Origin of the sequence: Microbacterium sp. JAI119 (genome assembly GCF_013410135.1) — a bacterium.
Classification (GTDB): Bacteria; Actinomycetota; Actinomycetes; order Actinomycetales; family Microbacteriaceae; genus Microbacterium; species Microbacterium oxydans.
The window spans coordinates 204,725-221,604 of the sequence record NZ_JACCCK010000005.1 but is presented as its reverse complement, the minus strand read 5'-3'; the positions used below and the strand labels follow the sequence as shown (position 1 = coordinate 221,604).

Genomic DNA, 16,880 nt, shown 5'->3' with positions numbered 1-16,880 from the left:
ATCAGAGAGTTAGCGCTTCTGATCCTCGGGGACCTCGACCCCTACCGCCGAATCACCGCCCGGCCACCCTCACCCCACCGGATGTCCGAAGAGCCAGAAATGGGCCCAACGGTATGCCGAACACAGTAGGGTCGGGATGAGTGATGTCCGTAGTGCACCACTAGGAACCAATTGCAGATGGCTGCTTCATTGCCGAATAGGATCGGGACTGGCGCGACGGTTGCAGGGGATCAGCGGCGGCAAGCACCGGTCCCGCGCTCGGGCCGGCAAGGTCGTAGGCGAGGAGGCCCAGCGCGACCGTCGCCAGCCCAGTGCCGAACAGCGCGGTGATCTGCGCACCGAACAGGTGGCGGATGTCGCGAATCGCGAACAGGCGCATCCATCTTCTCCTCAAACCCTCTCAAGAACACGTAACCCCTCGCCGCTGCCCTCATCCTCTCCGGATGCTCGACGACATCGACCCAACCCGAACCCCCGCCAACCACTTCCCAGTCAATCGACGCCGAGTTGCTGGCCGACCATGATCTGGCCGGCCTCGACGCCGCGCAGATCATCGAACGCCTCGACACGATGCCCGGCGCTGAACGTCCGAGCGACCTCATCGCCTCCGTGCAACCCGACGCACTCGTACTCACCGACGACCAGGAACGCGAGACGGGGCTGCCGATGTCAGACGACGAGGTCTTCATCTCGATCGCCCCGTACCGGGAGCAAACCCACGGCTGCCACTTCCACCGCCTGACCACCTGCCTCGGGGAGCTCGCCGACGCGGAGGTTCGGATCACGCTCACCGGGGAAAACGGCGAGGTACTCATCGACGAAGCACGGCAGACCTACGACAACGGCTTCGTCGGCATCTGGGCGCCCCGCAGCATCGAGGCGACACTCACGATCGAGCACGAAGGCCAGACGGACACCGCGACCATCTCCACGACCGACGAGGACAACCCGAGCTGCATCACCTTGCAGCTGAGTTGAACCCAGGGCATCAACTACTCCATGAACTGTCCCGGGGACTTGTTCTGTTTTTCACGAGTGCAAGCTACGTGAGCGTTGCAGGTGGCCGAATACAACGCAGGTGCTGCCACGTTGAGCCGGGAACCCCGTTCTCATCGTGGCTCAGTGCCTGCCTGCAGCGCGTCAAGCGCGACGACTGCTTGCAGGGGTAGGACGCCGTTGCCCAGGGCTGTGTTCTGCTGGGCCGCGGTCATACCGTGCTCAGGGTCGGTGACCCAGCCGGCAGGGAGGCCCATGAGCCATTCCACGAACTTGGGAGCCGGGCGTGGGCCTTTCTCCTCGTTCAGGATCGCGGGGGCGGGGCTGCCCGTCCGGTGATGTGCTCCCATCGGGCGATGGCCTGGGTGTATCGCCCCCAGCGGTGAAGATGTCCTCGATCAGCGAGAACAGGGTCTCCGACTCGTTCCAGCTGGCGGGCGAGCCATGCGGCCCGTGCAGCGCCAGGTCGATCACCTGGTGACTCAGCGCGATCGTGCCCCGCCGAGCCCGTACCTGATCCAGGGTCTCGCCACCGCGTGAGGAGTCCGATGCCAGCGGCGTCCGGAACAGCGCCTTCGCGGTAGGCGGTGATGAAGATGCGGAACCGGTGATGCGGTGCGCCGGCCAGTGACGCCGGTAGGCCGATCCATCGTGCACTTCTCCGGAGGTCGGCCAGATCTCCGAGTACGGCGCCGTGCGCCCGAAGAGGTCGCGCTGGCTGGTCTCCCAGCAGCCACGGGTCGGGTTCCAGGTTGCGAACGGCGGTTGCGCGCTCGTCGGTTGCATCGTCTGGGTTGCGTGCATCGGGGGTTGCTCCTTCCGGGTTGGGGCGGATTGCGGGTGCGGAGAGCAGGCCGCGGACGTTCTCGATGACGACGAGCTCGGGTTGCAGCGCGTCGATCGCGGCCGCCATGTGCGACCAGAGCCCGGAGCGCGTGCCGGGCGCGAGTCCGGCGCCCTTGCCGACCGTGCTGACGTCTTGGCAGGGGAACCCGCCGATCAGCACGTCCACGGGCGGACCGTCGCCCAGTCGACGGATGTGATGTCGCCGAGGTTTGGGATGCCCGGCCAGTGGTGGGCGAAGACGCGAATGGATGGGGTGTTGATCTCGGAGAACCAGATCGTCTCCCCGCCGGTGGCGTACTCGACGGCAAGGTCGAGGCCGCCGTAGCCGGAGAACAGCGACCCGACCCGGAGAGGGCGGCCGCGCTGGGAATGATCGTCGCGCATGAGGGCTCCGCAGGCTTCGTGAACCCCGGACCTCGACGCGACCGAACGGGCGCCGACTCTCCGGGCTGAACACCTGCCAGGTGCACCACCAGACGACCAGCGCGCATCGAACTACCGCGACCCCGAAACGCCTTCGGCCGACTGCCTCCTCGAACCCTCGGCAGCGCGTTACTCGACCGTCTCCGCGACCCGTCGCTCTCGCCGCCCCAACGAGCCGCCACGCGTCTTGCAGGTCGAGGTTTGTCAACCAAAGTTGACGGAGCGTTCGCGCGGTCAACGCCCGCTCACCTGACCGTCGAAAGGCGGTGGCGTGGTGACGGTCTCGATGCGCGTGATGTCGGCCGGGGACGGCTACATGTACCTGCTGCGCACCGTCGCGGCCGCAGACGGCGACCGCGCTCTTTCAACACCACTGACCAGGTACTACGTGGAGGCGGGGACACCGCCGGGCCAGTGGCTCGGCTCTGGCGTCGCCGCGCTCGGCAAGGGGCAGCTCGCGGTCGGGGATCGGGTGTCGGAGGCCCAGCTCCAGCTCTTGGTCGGGATGGGGCGTGACCCGATCACCGGCGACCCGCTCGGGCATGCGTTCCCGGCCTACAAGTCGGTGCCGGAGCGGATCGAGGCTCGGATCGCCGACCTCGACCCGAGCCTGAGTCCGGGTGCCAAGGGCGAGGCGGTCGCGCGGATCGAGGTCGAGGAGACCGAACGTGGGAAGCGGCGGGCGGTGGCGGGGTTCGACTTCACCTTCTCGGTTCCGAAGTCGGCCTCGGCGTTGTGGGCGGTCGCGGATGCCGGGACGCAGGCGTTGATTGGTGAGGCGCATCATGCGGCGGTTGCGGAGGTGGTTGCGTTCATGGAGCGGGAGGTTGCAGCCACCCGGTCGGGTGCAACTGCCGGTGACGGTGCGGTTGCGCAGGTCGATGTGACCGGGTTGGTGGCGACGGCGTTCGATCACTTCGATTCCCGCGCCGGCGACCCCCATCTGCACACGCACGTCGTCATCTCCAACAAGGTGCAGACCGCGTTCGACGGCAAGTGGCGGAGCTTGGATGGCCGTCCCATGCACGCCGCCGTGGTGGCGCTCTCGGAGCTGCACGAGGCGGTGTTCGCTGATCACATGACCCGCACTTTCGGCGTTGAGTGGGAGGCCCGCGATATGGGCCGGGACCGGAACCCGGCTTGGGCGATTAGCAGCGTGCCGGAGGAGTTGGTCCGGGAGTTCTCCACCCGTGCCAGGTACATCGACGCCGAGAAGGACCGGCTGATCGCCGAGTACGTCGCCCGGCATGGCCGCCAACCCTCCACGGCCACGATCATCAAGCTCCGCGCCCAAGCCACCCTCGCCACACGCCCGGAGAAGGAGGTGCGGTCGATGGCTGACCTGACTGCCGAGTGGCGCACCCGCGCCACCGGGGTACTCGGCCACGACGCCACCACCTGGGCACGTGGGGTGATGGACAACGACAAGCCGCTGCTGCTGCGAGCCGATGACGTGCCCTTGGACGCGATTGGCGAACTCGGCCAGACCGTGGTCGAGATGGTGGGCGAGAAGCGCTCCACTTGGCGCAGGTGGAACCTGATGGCCGAGGCGTCCCGGCAGACGATGGGCTGGCGCTTCGCCACCATGCACGACCGCGAAGCGGTCGTGGGGATGATCGCCGACGCCGCCGAGCAAGCCTCGCTGCGGTTGACGCCGCCCGACCTCGCCACCAGCCCGGTCGCGTTCCGGCGGGCGGACGGCACCAGCGTGTTCCTGCCCAAGCACTCCACCGTGTTCTCCTCCGAGCTGCTGCTCGCGGCCGAGGACCGGCTACTCGACCGCTCTCGCACCCTGACCGCTCCCACCGTGCCGCTGGCGACGGTCGAGAACGTCACCACTAAGCCTGATCGTGAAGGGCGGATGCTCGGTGAGGATCAGGCCGACGCACTCATGAAGATCGCGGTCTCTGGCCGGATGCTCGATGTGCTGGTGGGCCCGGCGGGCGCCGGGAAGACCACTGCCATGAACGCGCTGCGCAGGGCGTGGGAGAAGGAACACGGCGCCGGGTCCGTGGTCGGGCTGGCACCGTCCGCCGTGGCGGCGCAGGTCCTCGCTGACGACCTGGGGATTGCGACGGAGAACACAGCGAAGTGGTGGCAGAACCACCTCGTCCACGGAACTGACTTCCAGGCGGGTCAGCTCGTCATTATCGATGAAGCCTCCCTCGCTGGAACCCTCTCGTTGGATCGCATCACCCAGCTCGCCGAACGGGCCGGCGCGAAGGTGTTGCTGGTCGGCGACTACGCCCAGCTCCAGTCGGTGGATGCTGGCGGCGCGTTCGGGCTCCTCGTCGGTGACCGGGATGATGTACCCGAGCTGGTCGACGTGCACCGGTTCATCCACGAGTGGGAGAAGTCCGCGTCCCTCGCCCTGCGGCACGGCCGTACGCAGGTGATCGACACCTACCTCGACCATGACCGCATCCGCGACGGCGACGGCGACGCGATGACCGATGCCGCCTACACCGCGTGGCGCGCGGACCGGAACCAAGGTTTGGTGTCGGTGCTGGTCGCCGAGACCCGCGAGGACGTGACCGGCCTCAACACCCGCGCCCGCGCCGATCTGATTCTCGACGGCGCGTTGAAGCCTGGTCGGGAGGTCGAGCTGAACGACGGGACCACGGCGGGGGCTGGGGACACGATCATCACCCGCCGTAACGACCGCCGACTGCGCAACGGCAAGGACTGGGTGCGCAACGGTGACACGTGGACCATCACCGGCGTCCGTGACGACGGCTCGGTCACGATCCGCAAGGCCGGCCGCAGGTTCGGCGGCTCCATCGTCCTGCCCGCCGCCTATGTGGCCGATCACGTCGATCTGGGTTATGCGGTCACGGCGCACAGGGCGCAAGGCGTCACTGTCGACACCGCGCATGTGCTGGTGGAGCCGACCACGACGAGGGAGAACTTCTACGTCGCGATGACCCGCGGCAAGCAGGCCAACAACGCCTACGTGATCCTCGACCGGGCCGACGAGCACGCCGAGCCACATCCGGGCGACAACCCCGACGCCACTGGCCGATCCGTCCTGTTCGGGGTGCTTCAACACACCGGTGCTGAGCTGTCCGCGCACGAGACCATCACCGCAGAACAGGAGCACTGGGGCTCAATCGCCCAGCTCGCCGCCGAGTACGAGACGATTGCTGCCGCAGCCCAACGAGACCGCTGGGCCACCCTCATCCGTGCCTCTGGTCTGACTGCCGAGCAAGCCGACACCGCGATCGAGTCCGAGGCGTTCGGGGCACTCACCTCCGAGCTCCGCCGAGCCGAGGCCAACCACCACAACCTCGACACCTTGTTCCCTCGGCTGGTCGCGGCGCGCGGGTTTGCCGATGCCGACGACATCGCCTCCGTCCTGCACTACCGAGTGGCTCGTGCCACTGCCCGCCCGGCTGGCTCGGGTCGCACCCGTAACGCACCACGAATGATCGCAGGGCTGATCCCATCCGCGGACGGCCCGATGACCGACGATATGCGCCAGGCGCTTGATGAGCGGCGCGAGCTGATCGAAGCCCGTGCCGACGCGGTGCTCGACACCGCACGCCAGGCTGGCGAGCCCTGGACGGAACCGCTCGGTGAGCCACCCCGTGATCCGCGCAAGGAAGCGGCGTGGCGACGGCACGCCCACACCGTCGCGGCCTACCGCGACCGGTACGGCATCACCGATGACTCGCCCCTCGGCCCGGAACCGGAGAACGCGGCGCAGAAGATCGACGCGGCTCGCGCAAGAAGCGCACTCGCACGGGTAAATGAAGCCGCCCGCCGATCCGCGGCCGTCACCGAGCGTCGCTCGATCGAGCGAATTTCTCCCGGGCGGAGCCTGTGATCTGAGCCCGAGGGAATGTCGGTGCGGCAGCGTAGAATAGTTACATGGGTGTAGTTCCTGCAAGTTCGACCGATCCCGGAGGCGAGACGCCGACCGGACAGGCCGACGCGCCCGGACGGCAGGACCCTCCATCCACGACGATCGAGTCAAGCACCCCATCCGTCGATCGTTTCCAGATTCTCGCCCTCGATGGCGGGGGAGCCAAGGCACTGTTCACCGCTCACGTGCTGGCGCGGCTGGAACAGGACCTCGACGTCAGCATCAAGGACTCGTTCGACTTGATCGCTGGCACGTCGGCGGGTGGGATCGTCGCGCTTGGGCTGGGTGCCGGTCTCGCCCCGAGCGAGATCGTGGGGCACTACGAAGAACTGGTCGAGGCGGTCTTCCCGGCCGTGCGCCGGCGACTGTGGCGGCGGCCTCGCCAACTCACTGCACCCATCTACGACGGCGATGCGCTGCGCACTGCCTTGACGAAAGTGCTCGGCCAAAGGCTGCTGGGAGACAGCGCGAAGCGGTTGGTCATCCCGGCGTGGGACGTGCAACGAGGCTCCGTGCATATCTTCAAGACGCCCCACCACACACGGCTCGCCCGAGACTGGCGCATCCCGATGGTGGACATCGCGATGGCGACCTCGGCGGCGCCGCTCTACTTCCCTGCCGCGCGTGTCGATGGACACCGCCTCATTGACGGCGGCGTGTGGGCGAACAACCCTTCCGTCGTCGCGATTGCCGAGGCCGTGAGCATGCTCGACGTACCGCTCGCCTCGATCAGGGTGCTCAACGTCGGCACCATCGACCAGCTCACGAACCACCCCAAGCGCCTCGACCGCGGCGGGCTGTTCAACTGGGCGAAGCCGATCGCGCCACTGATCCTCACAGCCGGCAGCCGTGGCGGACAGGGCATCGCTGAACATCTGATCGGCAAGGCCGCTTTCACCAGGTTCGATGCTCTCGTGCCGAGCGGACTGTACGCACTCGACTCGGCAGACCCGAGCGATGTCGCCGGCCTCGCCGCGTCCGTGAGCCGCGAGCTCAGCCCTATCTACACCGCGCGGTTCGCAGATCATCGCGCGGCGGACTACACACCGTTGATCGGAGACCGACACCGCGGCGACCCGACCAGCACGTCGACCACGGAGGTCTCCCGATGAAGCTCACTGACTACTTCAACGTCTTGCTCAAGGACACCGTCAACCTTGGCCAGGTGAAGCTCGACTCGCTCGACTCTCGCGTCGAGGCGGTCTACAAGGCGTTGAAGGCCGACGAGCAGATCGGGCACCTGATCCTCGGCAAGACGCCCCAGGGCTCGTGGGCGCACAAGACCATCATCAATCCGGTGGGCAGCAACGAGTTCGACGCGGACTTCATGCTCGACATGAGCGAGAACGCGGACTGGGCCGACGATCCCAAGAAGTACATCGAGGAGGTCTACGCGGCTCTGCACCGGCACAGCACCTACGGAAACATGCCGCACTCACGCAAGTGCCGTTGCGTCCGAGTTGTCTACGCGAACTCCATGCACCTGGACATCGTTCCGCACCTCAACCTCGCCGATGGACGCGAAGTCATCGTCAATCGCGACGACAACGACTGGGAGCAGACCGACCCCCAGGGGTTCACGGACTGGATGAGGGACAAGGACGCGCTCGCGAAGGGCAACCTCCGCAAGGTCATCCGGCTGATGAAGTACCTGCGTGACCACAAGAACTCCTTCACCGGGACCCGGTCGATCCTCCTGACGACACTGCTCGGTGAGCAGGTCACCGAGTTGCGCACGCTGCTTGACCCCGGCTACTACAGCGACGTCCCCACGACTCTCCTGCACCTCGTAAAGGACCTCGACGCCTGGCTCCAGGCGCGCCCGATCAAGCCCTCCATTCCGGACCCGTCCGGGTCCGGGGTCACCTTCGACCATCGGTGGGAGCAGTCGAGCTACAGCTACTTCCGGGACCGTATTCATGTTCACGCCGCCGAGATCGAGGAGGCTTACGAGGAGGAGAACAAGGAGCGCAGCATCGAGCTGTGGCAGGGCATCTTCGGTGACGGCTTCAAGGCCCCGGCCACCTCGTCCAGCAGCGCGAAGTTCCCGGCAGCAGCTCCCGCGGCCGCTTCCACCGTGGGGCGGTCTGGCCGCGCGGGATGAGCCGCCGCAACCGGGCCACGCTGTCGGCTTGGCAGAAGCACCTCTTCGATGAGCTGAGGTCACTCGCCAGGGAGCACCCCAGCGACGTGCGGATAGTCGAGCAGCCTCGGCTCGACTCTGACGGCGACGCCACCCTCCGACTTCGGCTCCACACCGCAGATATCCTTCATCGCCCCGGTGGGCTGGGACTTGGAGACGACGAGGAGTTCATCGTCAAGATTCGCCCCTCGCTGTTCGCACCCCCGAGCGCCGAGGTTGACCACACACGCTTCCTCGGTTTCCCGCACGTCCTCCAAGGGCAGCGGCTCTGCATCTATCTCGACCCCTCCCGCGAGTGGCGCCCTTCCGCCGGGATGGCCGGATTTCTCAGCCGACTGTGGGACTGGCTCACCGATGCTGCCGGCGGAGCGTTCGATCCCTCGACCGCGATGTACCACGCTGTCGGAGGAGTGCTCCACCACGCCGATGACACACCCACCATCGTCGTCCGCGAACCTGGGCCGCCGAAGCGGCAGCAGATCGCTCGGCTCGTCGCCCGCTCACCGCACCGCTACGACCTCACCTACTCGACCGACCGCGACGGACACCGCACACCCGTCTTTGTCCTCGCGAGGGACCTCCCGTTCGGTGCGGCATCCACCTTCGCGCTATTCCTGACGCTCTTGGACGACCCGCATCTTGACCGCGCCGAAGGACGACCGCCAGAGGTCTCACCGCAATCGCCCGCTTTCCTTACCTCGCTCCTCGCCAGCGCTCTACGAAACCCTGACGGCACCGAGCAGTACTTCGTGCTCGCCGTTCCGCACCCCGCAGGTGGACCGCACCATCTTCTCGGCGGACGCCTTCCCGCAACTACCGCCGACGCCCTGCGACGCCTCGCCAAGAAGCACGGCACAGCGGTCAACCTCGACCCCGCGATCATCAACGCCGACATCCCCATCGAATGGTGCAACATGTCCGACGAACGGCAAGAGGTCACAACCCGACGCGACGACAACCGTCCCGTCAACGGCTTCCAAGGACGAGCCGTCCACATCTGGGGCTGCGGCGGCCTGGGCTCATGGCTCGCCGAGTTCATCGCACGCGCCGGAGCCAGCGCCATCACCGTCTGCGACCCCGGCACCATCACCGGCGGACTTCTCGTGCGACAGAACTACACCGAGGCCGACATCGGCCAGACCAAGGCCGATGCCCTCGCCACACGCCTCCGCGCGATCCGCGACGACCTGACCGTGACCGTCGCAGAAGGAAGCGTCCCCGACCCAGCCGTCTCACTCTCCGCGGACCTCATCATCGACGCCACCGTCAGCCACAGCATCACCACCTACCTCGACACCCTCGCCGGCGAAGACCGCACGGCACTCATCGCCCAGGTCGCCACCGACGCCAGGACAGGATCGCTCGGTATCGCCAACATCTGCGCGCCCGGTGACACCTGTACGCCGTCTGAGCTTGACGACCAGGCAGGCCGCTCGGTATTGGCCGATGGTGGCTTAGAGCTGTACCACCGGCTCTGGGAGGACGCAGCCGAAGGCGACGAACTGACTCCCACGAGGGGATGCTCCGTACCCACGTTCCATGGCTCGGCCGCGGACCTCGCTGCTGTCGCCGCGACACTCGTCAACATGATCGGCCTGCACCTCCAACAGGCAGGGGCACCTGTTTCAGGGACCCACCTCATCGCCCTGCCACACGCACCAGCCGGCCCACGGCATCACTTCCTTCCCGCGGCGTCGGACACTCGCGGATGAGATAGCACGGGTTTACGTCTGTCCGGGCTTGGGCGTAAAGTTGGGGGCCGAGGCAGGTTCTCCTCGATTGCGGGTCCTTCGGGACGGCCCAGCTTGGGCGCTCATACACGTACTGCCTCCTCGACGGAGAGACACGTGTGACGAGAGGCCCGCCATGATCCGCCTTATCTGGACGCTCAGCGCCCGCACCCGCTACTACCTGCGCCGCTACATGCCCACCAACCGGCTGCTCGACGCGATCCGACGCCGACGCAACTTTAAGTGGGGCATCCCCGCGACGCTCCTCGCGGTGCCCTACCTGCTGATCGCGAGCATCTGCACCAACGCCCTCGACCAGGGGGCACCAGGCTGGTTGCATCTGGTCGTGTTGTGGGCGGTGTGGAACGCGATGAAGTTCATCGTCATTGGACCGGTCAGCCTGATCCTCCTGATCCGCGCCCGGACCCAGGAAGCCATTGCCCGGCACCGCGACCGGCAGGGCACCCGCGACCGCTCGGAGTCCCAGGTGCCTATGACCGTAGGGGCGGCCCGATGAACGCCCCCACCTACACCTACGCCGCTCGCCTACCTCCGAGGCGCACGAGCGGCAGCAGACCGCTTGTCTGGCGCTGCCCGCGACCTCGACCTTGATGTCACTCGCAGATACAGCGATGAAGCCGGCGATCGCTCGGAGCTGACATGACTGCTCGCTGACTCTGCAACCGGCAAGTTCTCAGCCCTGGTGATCGCGCGGCTGGACCGTCTCGGGCGGACGATCCCCGTTGCCCCCCACGTCCTGGCAGACCTCGACACTGCTGGTGTGTGCGTCTGTGCGGTCGATCGTGGCACGTACGCCCTCACTGACCGGATGACGTTGGCAGACATCTTGACCGCCACGATCCGACCGTGCACGTGCGGAAGGCACCTCACGCGCTGACCCTGAGCACGGCGTGGACTCGGCCGAATCGCGGCGCCAGTCCCGGCCAGTGCGCTTGGCGGCCTGCTGGCTGACCCGAGTGGTCGGCATGCGGGGGATCAGCGATGCTCTGACGGTCCTGGCCCGTAGACTTGGGACAACACGCGGCGTACGGCGGGAGGTGAGTGGTGGCCGGATCAGGAGAGCACTTCAAGGCGCTCGTACGAAGCCACGGGAGCGGCGACGACGAGGCGTTCTACTCAGTCGCGCTACAGGTTGCCGCTCAGGCGGCTCGGCAGGGGCACCACCATCTCGCGGCTGACCTCAAAGCCGCAGTTGATCACTCACGTGTCGAGCGGCCGAAAAAGGTCACCTCAATCGCTCAACCGCGAGGCGATCTTTCAGAACTCGTTATCGCCTCTCACCCAGCCGTTGGCTTGAAAGACTTGGTCCTGCCGGATGAGCTGGCCGCGCAGGTGCGACGTGTCCTCAGCGAACAGCGCCAACGCAAGCAGCTTCTGGATCACGGCTTTGAGCCTGCGCATCGCCTCCTGTTCGAGGGGCCGCCTGGTACGGGCAAGACGATGACCGCGGCAGTCCTGGCTCACGAGCTCTCTCTGCCCTTGCTGACGATCAGGCTCGACAGCCTGCTGAGCAAGTTCATGGGCGAGACCGCCAGTAAGCTGCGCGTCATCTTCGATGCAGTGGGCGCGCAGCGCGGGGTGTACCTGTTCGATGAGTTCGACGCGCTCGGTGGCGACCGAGCAGGAAACGACGTCGGTGAGGCCCGACGCATCCTGAACTCCTTCCTGGTGTTCCTGGAGAACAGTTCTCCCGAGAGCATCGTCATCGCTGCCACCAACCACCGGTCGATTCTGGACAAGGCCCTGTTCCGACGTTTCGACATGGTTCTCAACTACTCACTGCCGGACGCGAAACAGGCCGCCGCCGTGATGCGCGGCAGGCTCGGGTCTCTCGCCAAGGGCGTCCGTTGGGCCGCACTGGCAGAGCACATGGCAGGGCTCTCCCATGCGGACCTCGTAAGGGCTGCGGAGTCTGCCGCCAAGAGCGTCATCCTCGCTGGCGGAACACGAGTGAGTGCCGACGACATTCGACAGTCGCTCAAATCGCGGCAGGCGGCGAGCCTTGGCTGAGGGGCAGGAACACCTCAGTCACCTTCTGGTAGAAGATCGAGCGGCAGACGAGGAGTTTCGCCGACGGGGTGGACCGGACCCGAAGATTCGTCCGGTCGAAGACCGTGCCGGTCACGGCGGCGGGCGGCTGAACGAGTTGCAGTCCGCGTTCTCTAGCGGTGACGAGACCCGTGAAGAACAACTCCCAGACGACGAGCTACGTGCCTTGGGCACCATCATCACGTTGGAGGGCTCTGACCCCGCGTATCCGCTCAAGCTCGACACTCTCCAACAGCTCACCTCGCACCGCGATCCGCAGCGCAGGCGCCCCAAGTGGCTCCTTCTCTCGGTTCTCCCCGCGGACTCGGGTTCTGGCATCCCCGAGCGAGCAACCGTCTGGGTCAGCGACGACTACCGTGCGAAGTTCCTGCAGCTCTTCGAGGACTACCTGGCGAAGGAGTCACCGAAAGGCAAACCTCGCAACAACGAACTCGTCGCGAACATCGCACGCATCCGCGCCACCATCCTGGGTGACCTTTGGCAGTCCGAGGGTCGCCCGCCAGAAGGTACGACGACATGGTGGGAACTATGGCTACGCCCAAACGCTGACGGCCCCGATCTGCTACGGCGCTTCGCCGAAGCCTCCGGACTGACCATCTCGCAGCGTCTCCTCCGGCTCGTCGACCGCGACGTCATGTGGGTCGAGGCGACGTGGGCGCAGCTTGAAGTCCTACCGTTCACCGCGGTGCCGCTGGCCGAAATCCGGCGCCCGGAGTTCATCGACTCCATAGAAGACCTCACCGCCGAGGAGCAAGCCGAGTACGTCGACGACCTGGCCAAGCGACTGGAACCTGCCGACGAACTCCAGCCCGCCGTCTGCCACCTCGACACGGGCGTAGCGAGAACTCACGTCCTCATCGAGCAGTCCCTGGCACCCCAGGACCTGCACACCGTGATCGGCGTCAGCGGCTTCGATCAAGACGGACATGGCACCAAGATGGCCGGCATCGCGCTGCTGGGAGCCGCGGTCGACCGCCACCTGCTCGGATCGGACTCCGTTGTGCTGCGACACCGACTGGAGTCGGTTCGCATCCTTCCGACCAAGACCGAGAAGCCGCACGAACCCCGCGCGTACGGAGACGTCACCGCCCAAGCCGTCTCGCTGCCCGAAATCGCAGCGACACGGCGCCGGGTGTTCTGCATGCCGGTCAGCACCAGTACCGACACCCCCGGAAACCCAGGTCAGCCCACGCTGTGGTCGGCCACCGTCGACGCACTGGCCGTCGGCGCCAACGTCGTCAGCAACGGCGACGAACTCCGGCTACTCGCGCCACCAGACAGCGAAGCAGCAAGACTCCTGATCGTGTCCGCCGGAAACGTAACCGGCTACGTCGCCGACCACCTCGCCGAATCCGACACCTCTCCGGTTCGAGATCCCGGCCAAGCCTGGAACGCACTCACCGTCGGCGCCTACACCGACCTCGACGCGGTCCCGACCGATCCGGCCTTCGCAGGCTGGACCCCTGTCGCGCGGAAGGGCGACCTCTCGCCCCACAGTCGCACGTCTCTGCCGTTCGGGAACAAGCCCTGGCCGATCAAGCCCGACATCGTCATGGAAGGCGGCAACGTCCTCCATGACACCGCCTCCATGTTCGAGCCGAATCACCCGGCGCTGTCCCTGCGAACCACCGGGCACACAAACGACCAGGCTCTGGCGTCGGCCAACGCAACCAGCGCCGCGACCGCGCAAGCCTCCCGGCTCGCAGCCCTCGTCATGGCCACCTATCCCGAGTACTGGCCCGAGACGATCCGAGCACTCCTCGTCCACTCCGCGCAGTGGACACCCATCATGCGCGACGAAATCGATCGTGCGGGGCAGAGCGGACTTCAAGCCAAACAGATGCTGCTACGCCGATACGGCTGGGGCGTCCCGACCGAGGAACGCGTGTTGTTCTCCTCCGATCGGTCCGTAACCCTGGTCGTACAGGACGAGTTCACCCCTTTCGAGGGCGATGAGTTCAAGGTCCCGTCGTTCCGGCTACACGACCTTCCTTGGCCGCGCGAAGTACTGCAAGACCTGGGCTCCGCTTCCGTGACCCTGCGCGTCACCCTCTCCTACTTCATCGAGCCGACGGCGTCCCGACGAGGATGGCGTCAGCGGTACAAGTACGCATCACACGGACTCCGGTTCGAGCTACAAGACCCCCTTGAATCTGAGGCCCATTTCGTTCAGCGAGTGAACCGTGAAGCCCGCACCGAGGAAGCCGGCGGGCGCCCCGCAAGCGGACAAGTGTCGTGGCTCGTCGGCGCCAACCAACGCCTGTACGGCTCACTGCATCAAGACATCTGGGAGACCTACGGTTCAGCACTCGCCGACACCGGAAAGATCGCCGTCTACCCCGTCGGCGGCTGGTGGAAGAACAACAAGAACCGCGAACGCGTCGACCGGAAGATCCGATACGCCCTCGTCGTATCACTCCAGACCGACGCCACCGACGTCGACCTGTACACACCAGTGGCGAACCTCCTCCACACCCCGATCGAGATTCCGATCGAGTGATGTCCGATTCGCTCCGAATCCCGCGGATAACGGATAACACCGCCGGACTCGCAGCTCAGACGTTCGTTGCGACGGCCTGTGCGCGCCGACCAGCCGGTCGAATCGTGACGCCCTCTACGGCCAGCGCGCGTCGGACAGCCTGCTGGCTGACCCCGTACCGCAACCCGACTTCCATTAGCGTAAGGCCCTCGTCGTACAGCTCGACCGCTTCGGCGAGATGGCACTCATCGAGCCCCCGCTGGCGTATCGGTACCGAGCGGCGGACAAGGTGCGCCGCCGCGGTGCGGCGATGAATGCTGAACCGCTCGCCCAACTCCACGAGTGTCGCGCCCGACTCATACGAGGCCACCAGCTCGTCCACCTGCGCCGGGCTCAGAAAGGTTTGAGTCATCCCAACTGCACGCACCATCCGCCCCCGCTCGTCCACTACAGACGGCTCCAGCGGCCTCCGGTCCCGCCGGTAGACGCCCCGCGACCTGCGAGAAGCCACGGTTTTCAAGGCCGGGCAGGGGTTCTCGAACTCTCTACGGAGGTCCACAGAAAAAGCCCCCGGTTCTCCGGGGGCTTTCTTCGTCTCACGGGACGTGTACCGGGACGCCGACCCCGATCTGCGTGGCGCCGTTCTCAAGGGCCGAGGGGCGCGCCGCTCGGATCGTGCTGCGTCGCGGACAGGTCGTCAACGGCGACGGCGATTTCGCTGCGGCCGCTGTCGAGCGCCAGTCGGTCTATCACCCCGCCCCGACCGCTCGGTCGATGCAGAGCGCTGAGGCGCCTAGCGCGCCCCTTCCCGACCGTCAACCCGATGCAGCATCGTCGACGCGCGCCCTACCGTGAAGGCATCTCCACGAAAGGACGCGACCATGTCGAACCCCATCATTCCTCCCGTGCCTCCGATCCGCCCCGATGACGATGACGCCGCCGGTGTACCGACGCGAGATGTCGACGGCGAGCGTGTCCTCGATGCCGACGTCGACGATGCACTCGTCGACAGCGCCGAGGCCGACCGTATCGCCGCAGCAGCGGACGACGACGACTGAGCATTCGGAGGCATCCGCCCTGGACCCCGTCGACTCCCACCGCTCCGCCTAGACTTGCCTCATGGCACCGGTGGTGGCGACGTGGTCAGGAAGAGGCTCATCGAGCGTCTTCCGCGGTGTGCTGTCCGCCGTTCTCCTCGTAGCCGCGATCATCCTCGGACTCCTGGGGATGCACACCCTGAATCTGCACGGGACGCCATCCGCCGAGGCGCCGGCAGCAGTCGCGATGCCGGTGAGCGACACCGCCACGACGCCCGCTCACCATGCGGCGGCTCCGCACGGCGCGGCGCAGGCTCACCCCTCCGGGAACTCGACGAACGCCGGCGACATGTCTTGTGCAGGTTGCGGCAGTGACGACCACGCCGGCATGGCGATGATGTGCGTGCTCGCTCTGCTGCTCGCACTCGCGCTGATCATCGCTCCCGGTGTGCTCCGCGCCTGGGCGAACACCGTCTTCCGGTCCTCTCCGGCCGGGGCTCTCACCTCACGCCTGCTCCCCCGCACCCCCTCGCTTCACGTTCTCTGCATCAGTCGCACCTGAGCGGCAGTCGAGCCCGCACTCTTCGTGCCCGGCTCCACACCACTCACCTTGCGCGCGCCGTCATCGGCGTGCGCGCGACGACTATGCGTATTGGAGAACACCATGAAGAAGATCCGTGCTGCGGTCACGACCGCACTCGCCCTGTCCACGGTCCTGCTGCTGTCCGGCTGCGCGACCGGCGACACTGACGGCTCGATGCCGGGGATGGACCACGGCTCGTCGTCGGCACCCGCCGGCGTCGACGAGGCGGACATCATGTTCACCTCGATGATGATCGTCCACCACCAGCAGGCCATCGAGATGAGCGACATCGTGCTCGCGACTCCCGGGGTCGACCCGGCCGTCACCGCTCTCGCCCAGCGGATCAAGACCGCTCAGGGACCGGAGATCGAACAGCTCGAAGGCTGGCTCGACGAGTGGGGCGTCGGCCCCGACGATCGCGACGCGGGTGCGATGGATCACGGGGACGGGATGATGAGCGACGACGACCTCGCGGCGCTCCGCGAGGCCGACGGCGCCGAGGCCTCCCGACTGTTCCTCGAGCAGATGATCGCGCACCATGAGGGGGCCGTCGAGATGGCGCAGACCCAGGTCGACGAAGGAAGCGACCAGGAAGCGGTCGAGCTCGCCCAGACGATCATCGACGCGCAGACGGAGGAGATCCAGGAGATGAAGGACCTCCTCTCCTCTCTCTGACCCATCCCCGGGCCGGTGTCGGCGCCGCGCAGT

Annotated in this window: 14 protein-coding genes and 1 pseudogene; 11 read left to right on the top strand and 4 right to left on the bottom strand. The window is 66.6% G+C overall.

Features of this window, described 5'->3' with window-relative positions; genetic code table 11:
• Positions 1-232 precede the first annotated feature (232 nt).
• A pseudogene (locus HDC31_RS18300) lies at positions 233-379 on the bottom strand (MFS transporter); the annotation flags it as partial.
• Positions 380-507: 128 nt separating this feature from the next.
• On the opposite strand from HDC31_RS18300, the gene HDC31_RS18295 reads away from it, so the two are divergent.
• Entirely contained in the window at positions 508-978 is a 471-nt protein-coding gene (locus HDC31_RS18295; protein ID WP_218867906.1) for a CueP family metal-binding protein, read from the top strand.
• A 322-nt stretch (positions 979-1,300) separates the two neighbouring features.
• Here the strand turns inward: HDC31_RS18295 and HDC31_RS20365 are convergent, their stop codons facing one another.
• A complete protein-coding gene (locus HDC31_RS20365; protein ID WP_255249018.1) occupies positions 1,301-2,008 on the bottom strand; it encodes a DNA cytosine methyltransferase in 708 nt (235 codons plus the stop codon).
• Positions 1,996-2,226, bottom strand: coding sequence for a DNA cytosine methyltransferase (locus HDC31_RS20360; protein WP_255249017.1), 231 nt, complete (start codon positions 2,224-2,226; stop codon positions 1,996-1,998). Before HDC31_RS20360 ends, HDC31_RS20365 begins: the two co-directional genes overlap by 13 nt.
• Positions 2,227-2,551: 325 nt before the next feature.
• Between HDC31_RS20360 and mobF the strand changes: the two genes are divergently transcribed.
• From mobF to HDC31_RS18250, 7 genes are all read left to right on the top strand, one after another.
• Positions 2,552-6,091: a MobF family relaxase gene (gene mobF, locus HDC31_RS18285; RefSeq protein WP_067162861.1), complete on the top strand. Its 3,540-nt coding sequence runs from the start codon at positions 2,552-2,554 to the stop codon at positions 6,089-6,091.
• A gap of 44 nt (positions 6,092-6,135) precedes the next feature.
• Complete coding sequence (locus tag HDC31_RS18280; protein ID WP_005049382.1) at positions 6,136-7,242, top strand: CBASS cGAMP-activated phospholipase; 1,107 nt, start codon at positions 6,136-6,138, stop codon at positions 7,240-7,242.
• A complete protein-coding gene (locus tag HDC31_RS18275; protein WP_095376730.1) occupies positions 7,239-8,234 on the top strand; it encodes a cyclic GMP-AMP synthase DncV-like nucleotidyltransferase in 996 nt (331 codons plus the stop codon). The genes HDC31_RS18280 and HDC31_RS18275 overlap by 4 nt, the downstream gene beginning before the upstream one ends.
• Positions 8,231-9,985 (top strand): ThiF family adenylyltransferase, encoded by a 1,755-nt coding sequence (locus HDC31_RS18270; protein WP_005049384.1) that lies wholly within the window; start codon positions 8,231-8,233, stop codon positions 9,983-9,985. The genes HDC31_RS18275 and HDC31_RS18270 overlap by 4 nt, the downstream gene beginning before the upstream one ends.
• 154 nt (positions 9,986-10,139) lie before the next feature.
• Entirely contained in the window at positions 10,140-10,520 is a 381-nt protein-coding gene (locus HDC31_RS18265) for a sulfate permease (protein ID WP_067162206.1), read from the top strand.
• 548 nt (positions 10,521-11,068) lie between these two features.
• Positions 11,069-12,034, top strand: coding sequence for an AAA family ATPase (locus HDC31_RS18255; protein WP_034228238.1), 966 nt, complete (start codon positions 11,069-11,071; stop codon positions 12,032-12,034).
• A 205-nt stretch (positions 12,035-12,239) separates the two neighbouring features.
• On the top strand, positions 12,240-14,573 hold the full coding sequence (locus HDC31_RS18250; RefSeq protein ID WP_197464258.1) for a S8 family peptidase: 2,334 nt from the start codon (positions 12,240-12,242) through the stop codon (positions 14,571-14,573).
• Between the two features lie 55 nt (positions 14,574-14,628).
• On the opposite strand, the gene HDC31_RS18245 is transcribed toward HDC31_RS18250, so the two are convergent.
• Positions 14,629-14,964, bottom strand: coding sequence for a helix-turn-helix domain-containing protein (locus HDC31_RS18245; RefSeq protein WP_257022317.1), 336 nt, complete (start codon positions 14,962-14,964; stop codon positions 14,629-14,631).
• A gap of 469 nt (positions 14,965-15,433) precedes the next feature.
• Here HDC31_RS18245 and HDC31_RS18240 point away from each other — a divergent pair, with 469 nt between their 5' ends.
• From HDC31_RS18240 to HDC31_RS18230, 3 genes are all read left to right on the top strand, one after another.
• The gene (locus HDC31_RS18240) at positions 15,434-15,610 is read left to right on the top strand and encodes a hypothetical protein (protein WP_179516395.1); all 177 of its coding nucleotides are present in this window, start codon (positions 15,434-15,436) and stop codon (positions 15,608-15,610) included.
• A 61-nt stretch (positions 15,611-15,671) separates the two neighbouring features.
• On the top strand, positions 15,672-16,151 hold the full coding sequence (locus tag HDC31_RS18235; protein WP_218867905.1) for a DUF6153 family protein: 480 nt from the start codon (positions 15,672-15,674) through the stop codon (positions 16,149-16,151).
• Positions 16,152-16,253: 102 nt separating this feature from the next.
• A complete protein-coding gene (locus HDC31_RS18230) occupies positions 16,254-16,847 on the top strand; it encodes a DUF305 domain-containing protein (protein WP_257022315.1) in 594 nt (197 codons plus the stop codon).
• Positions 16,848-16,880 lie beyond the last annotated feature (33 nt).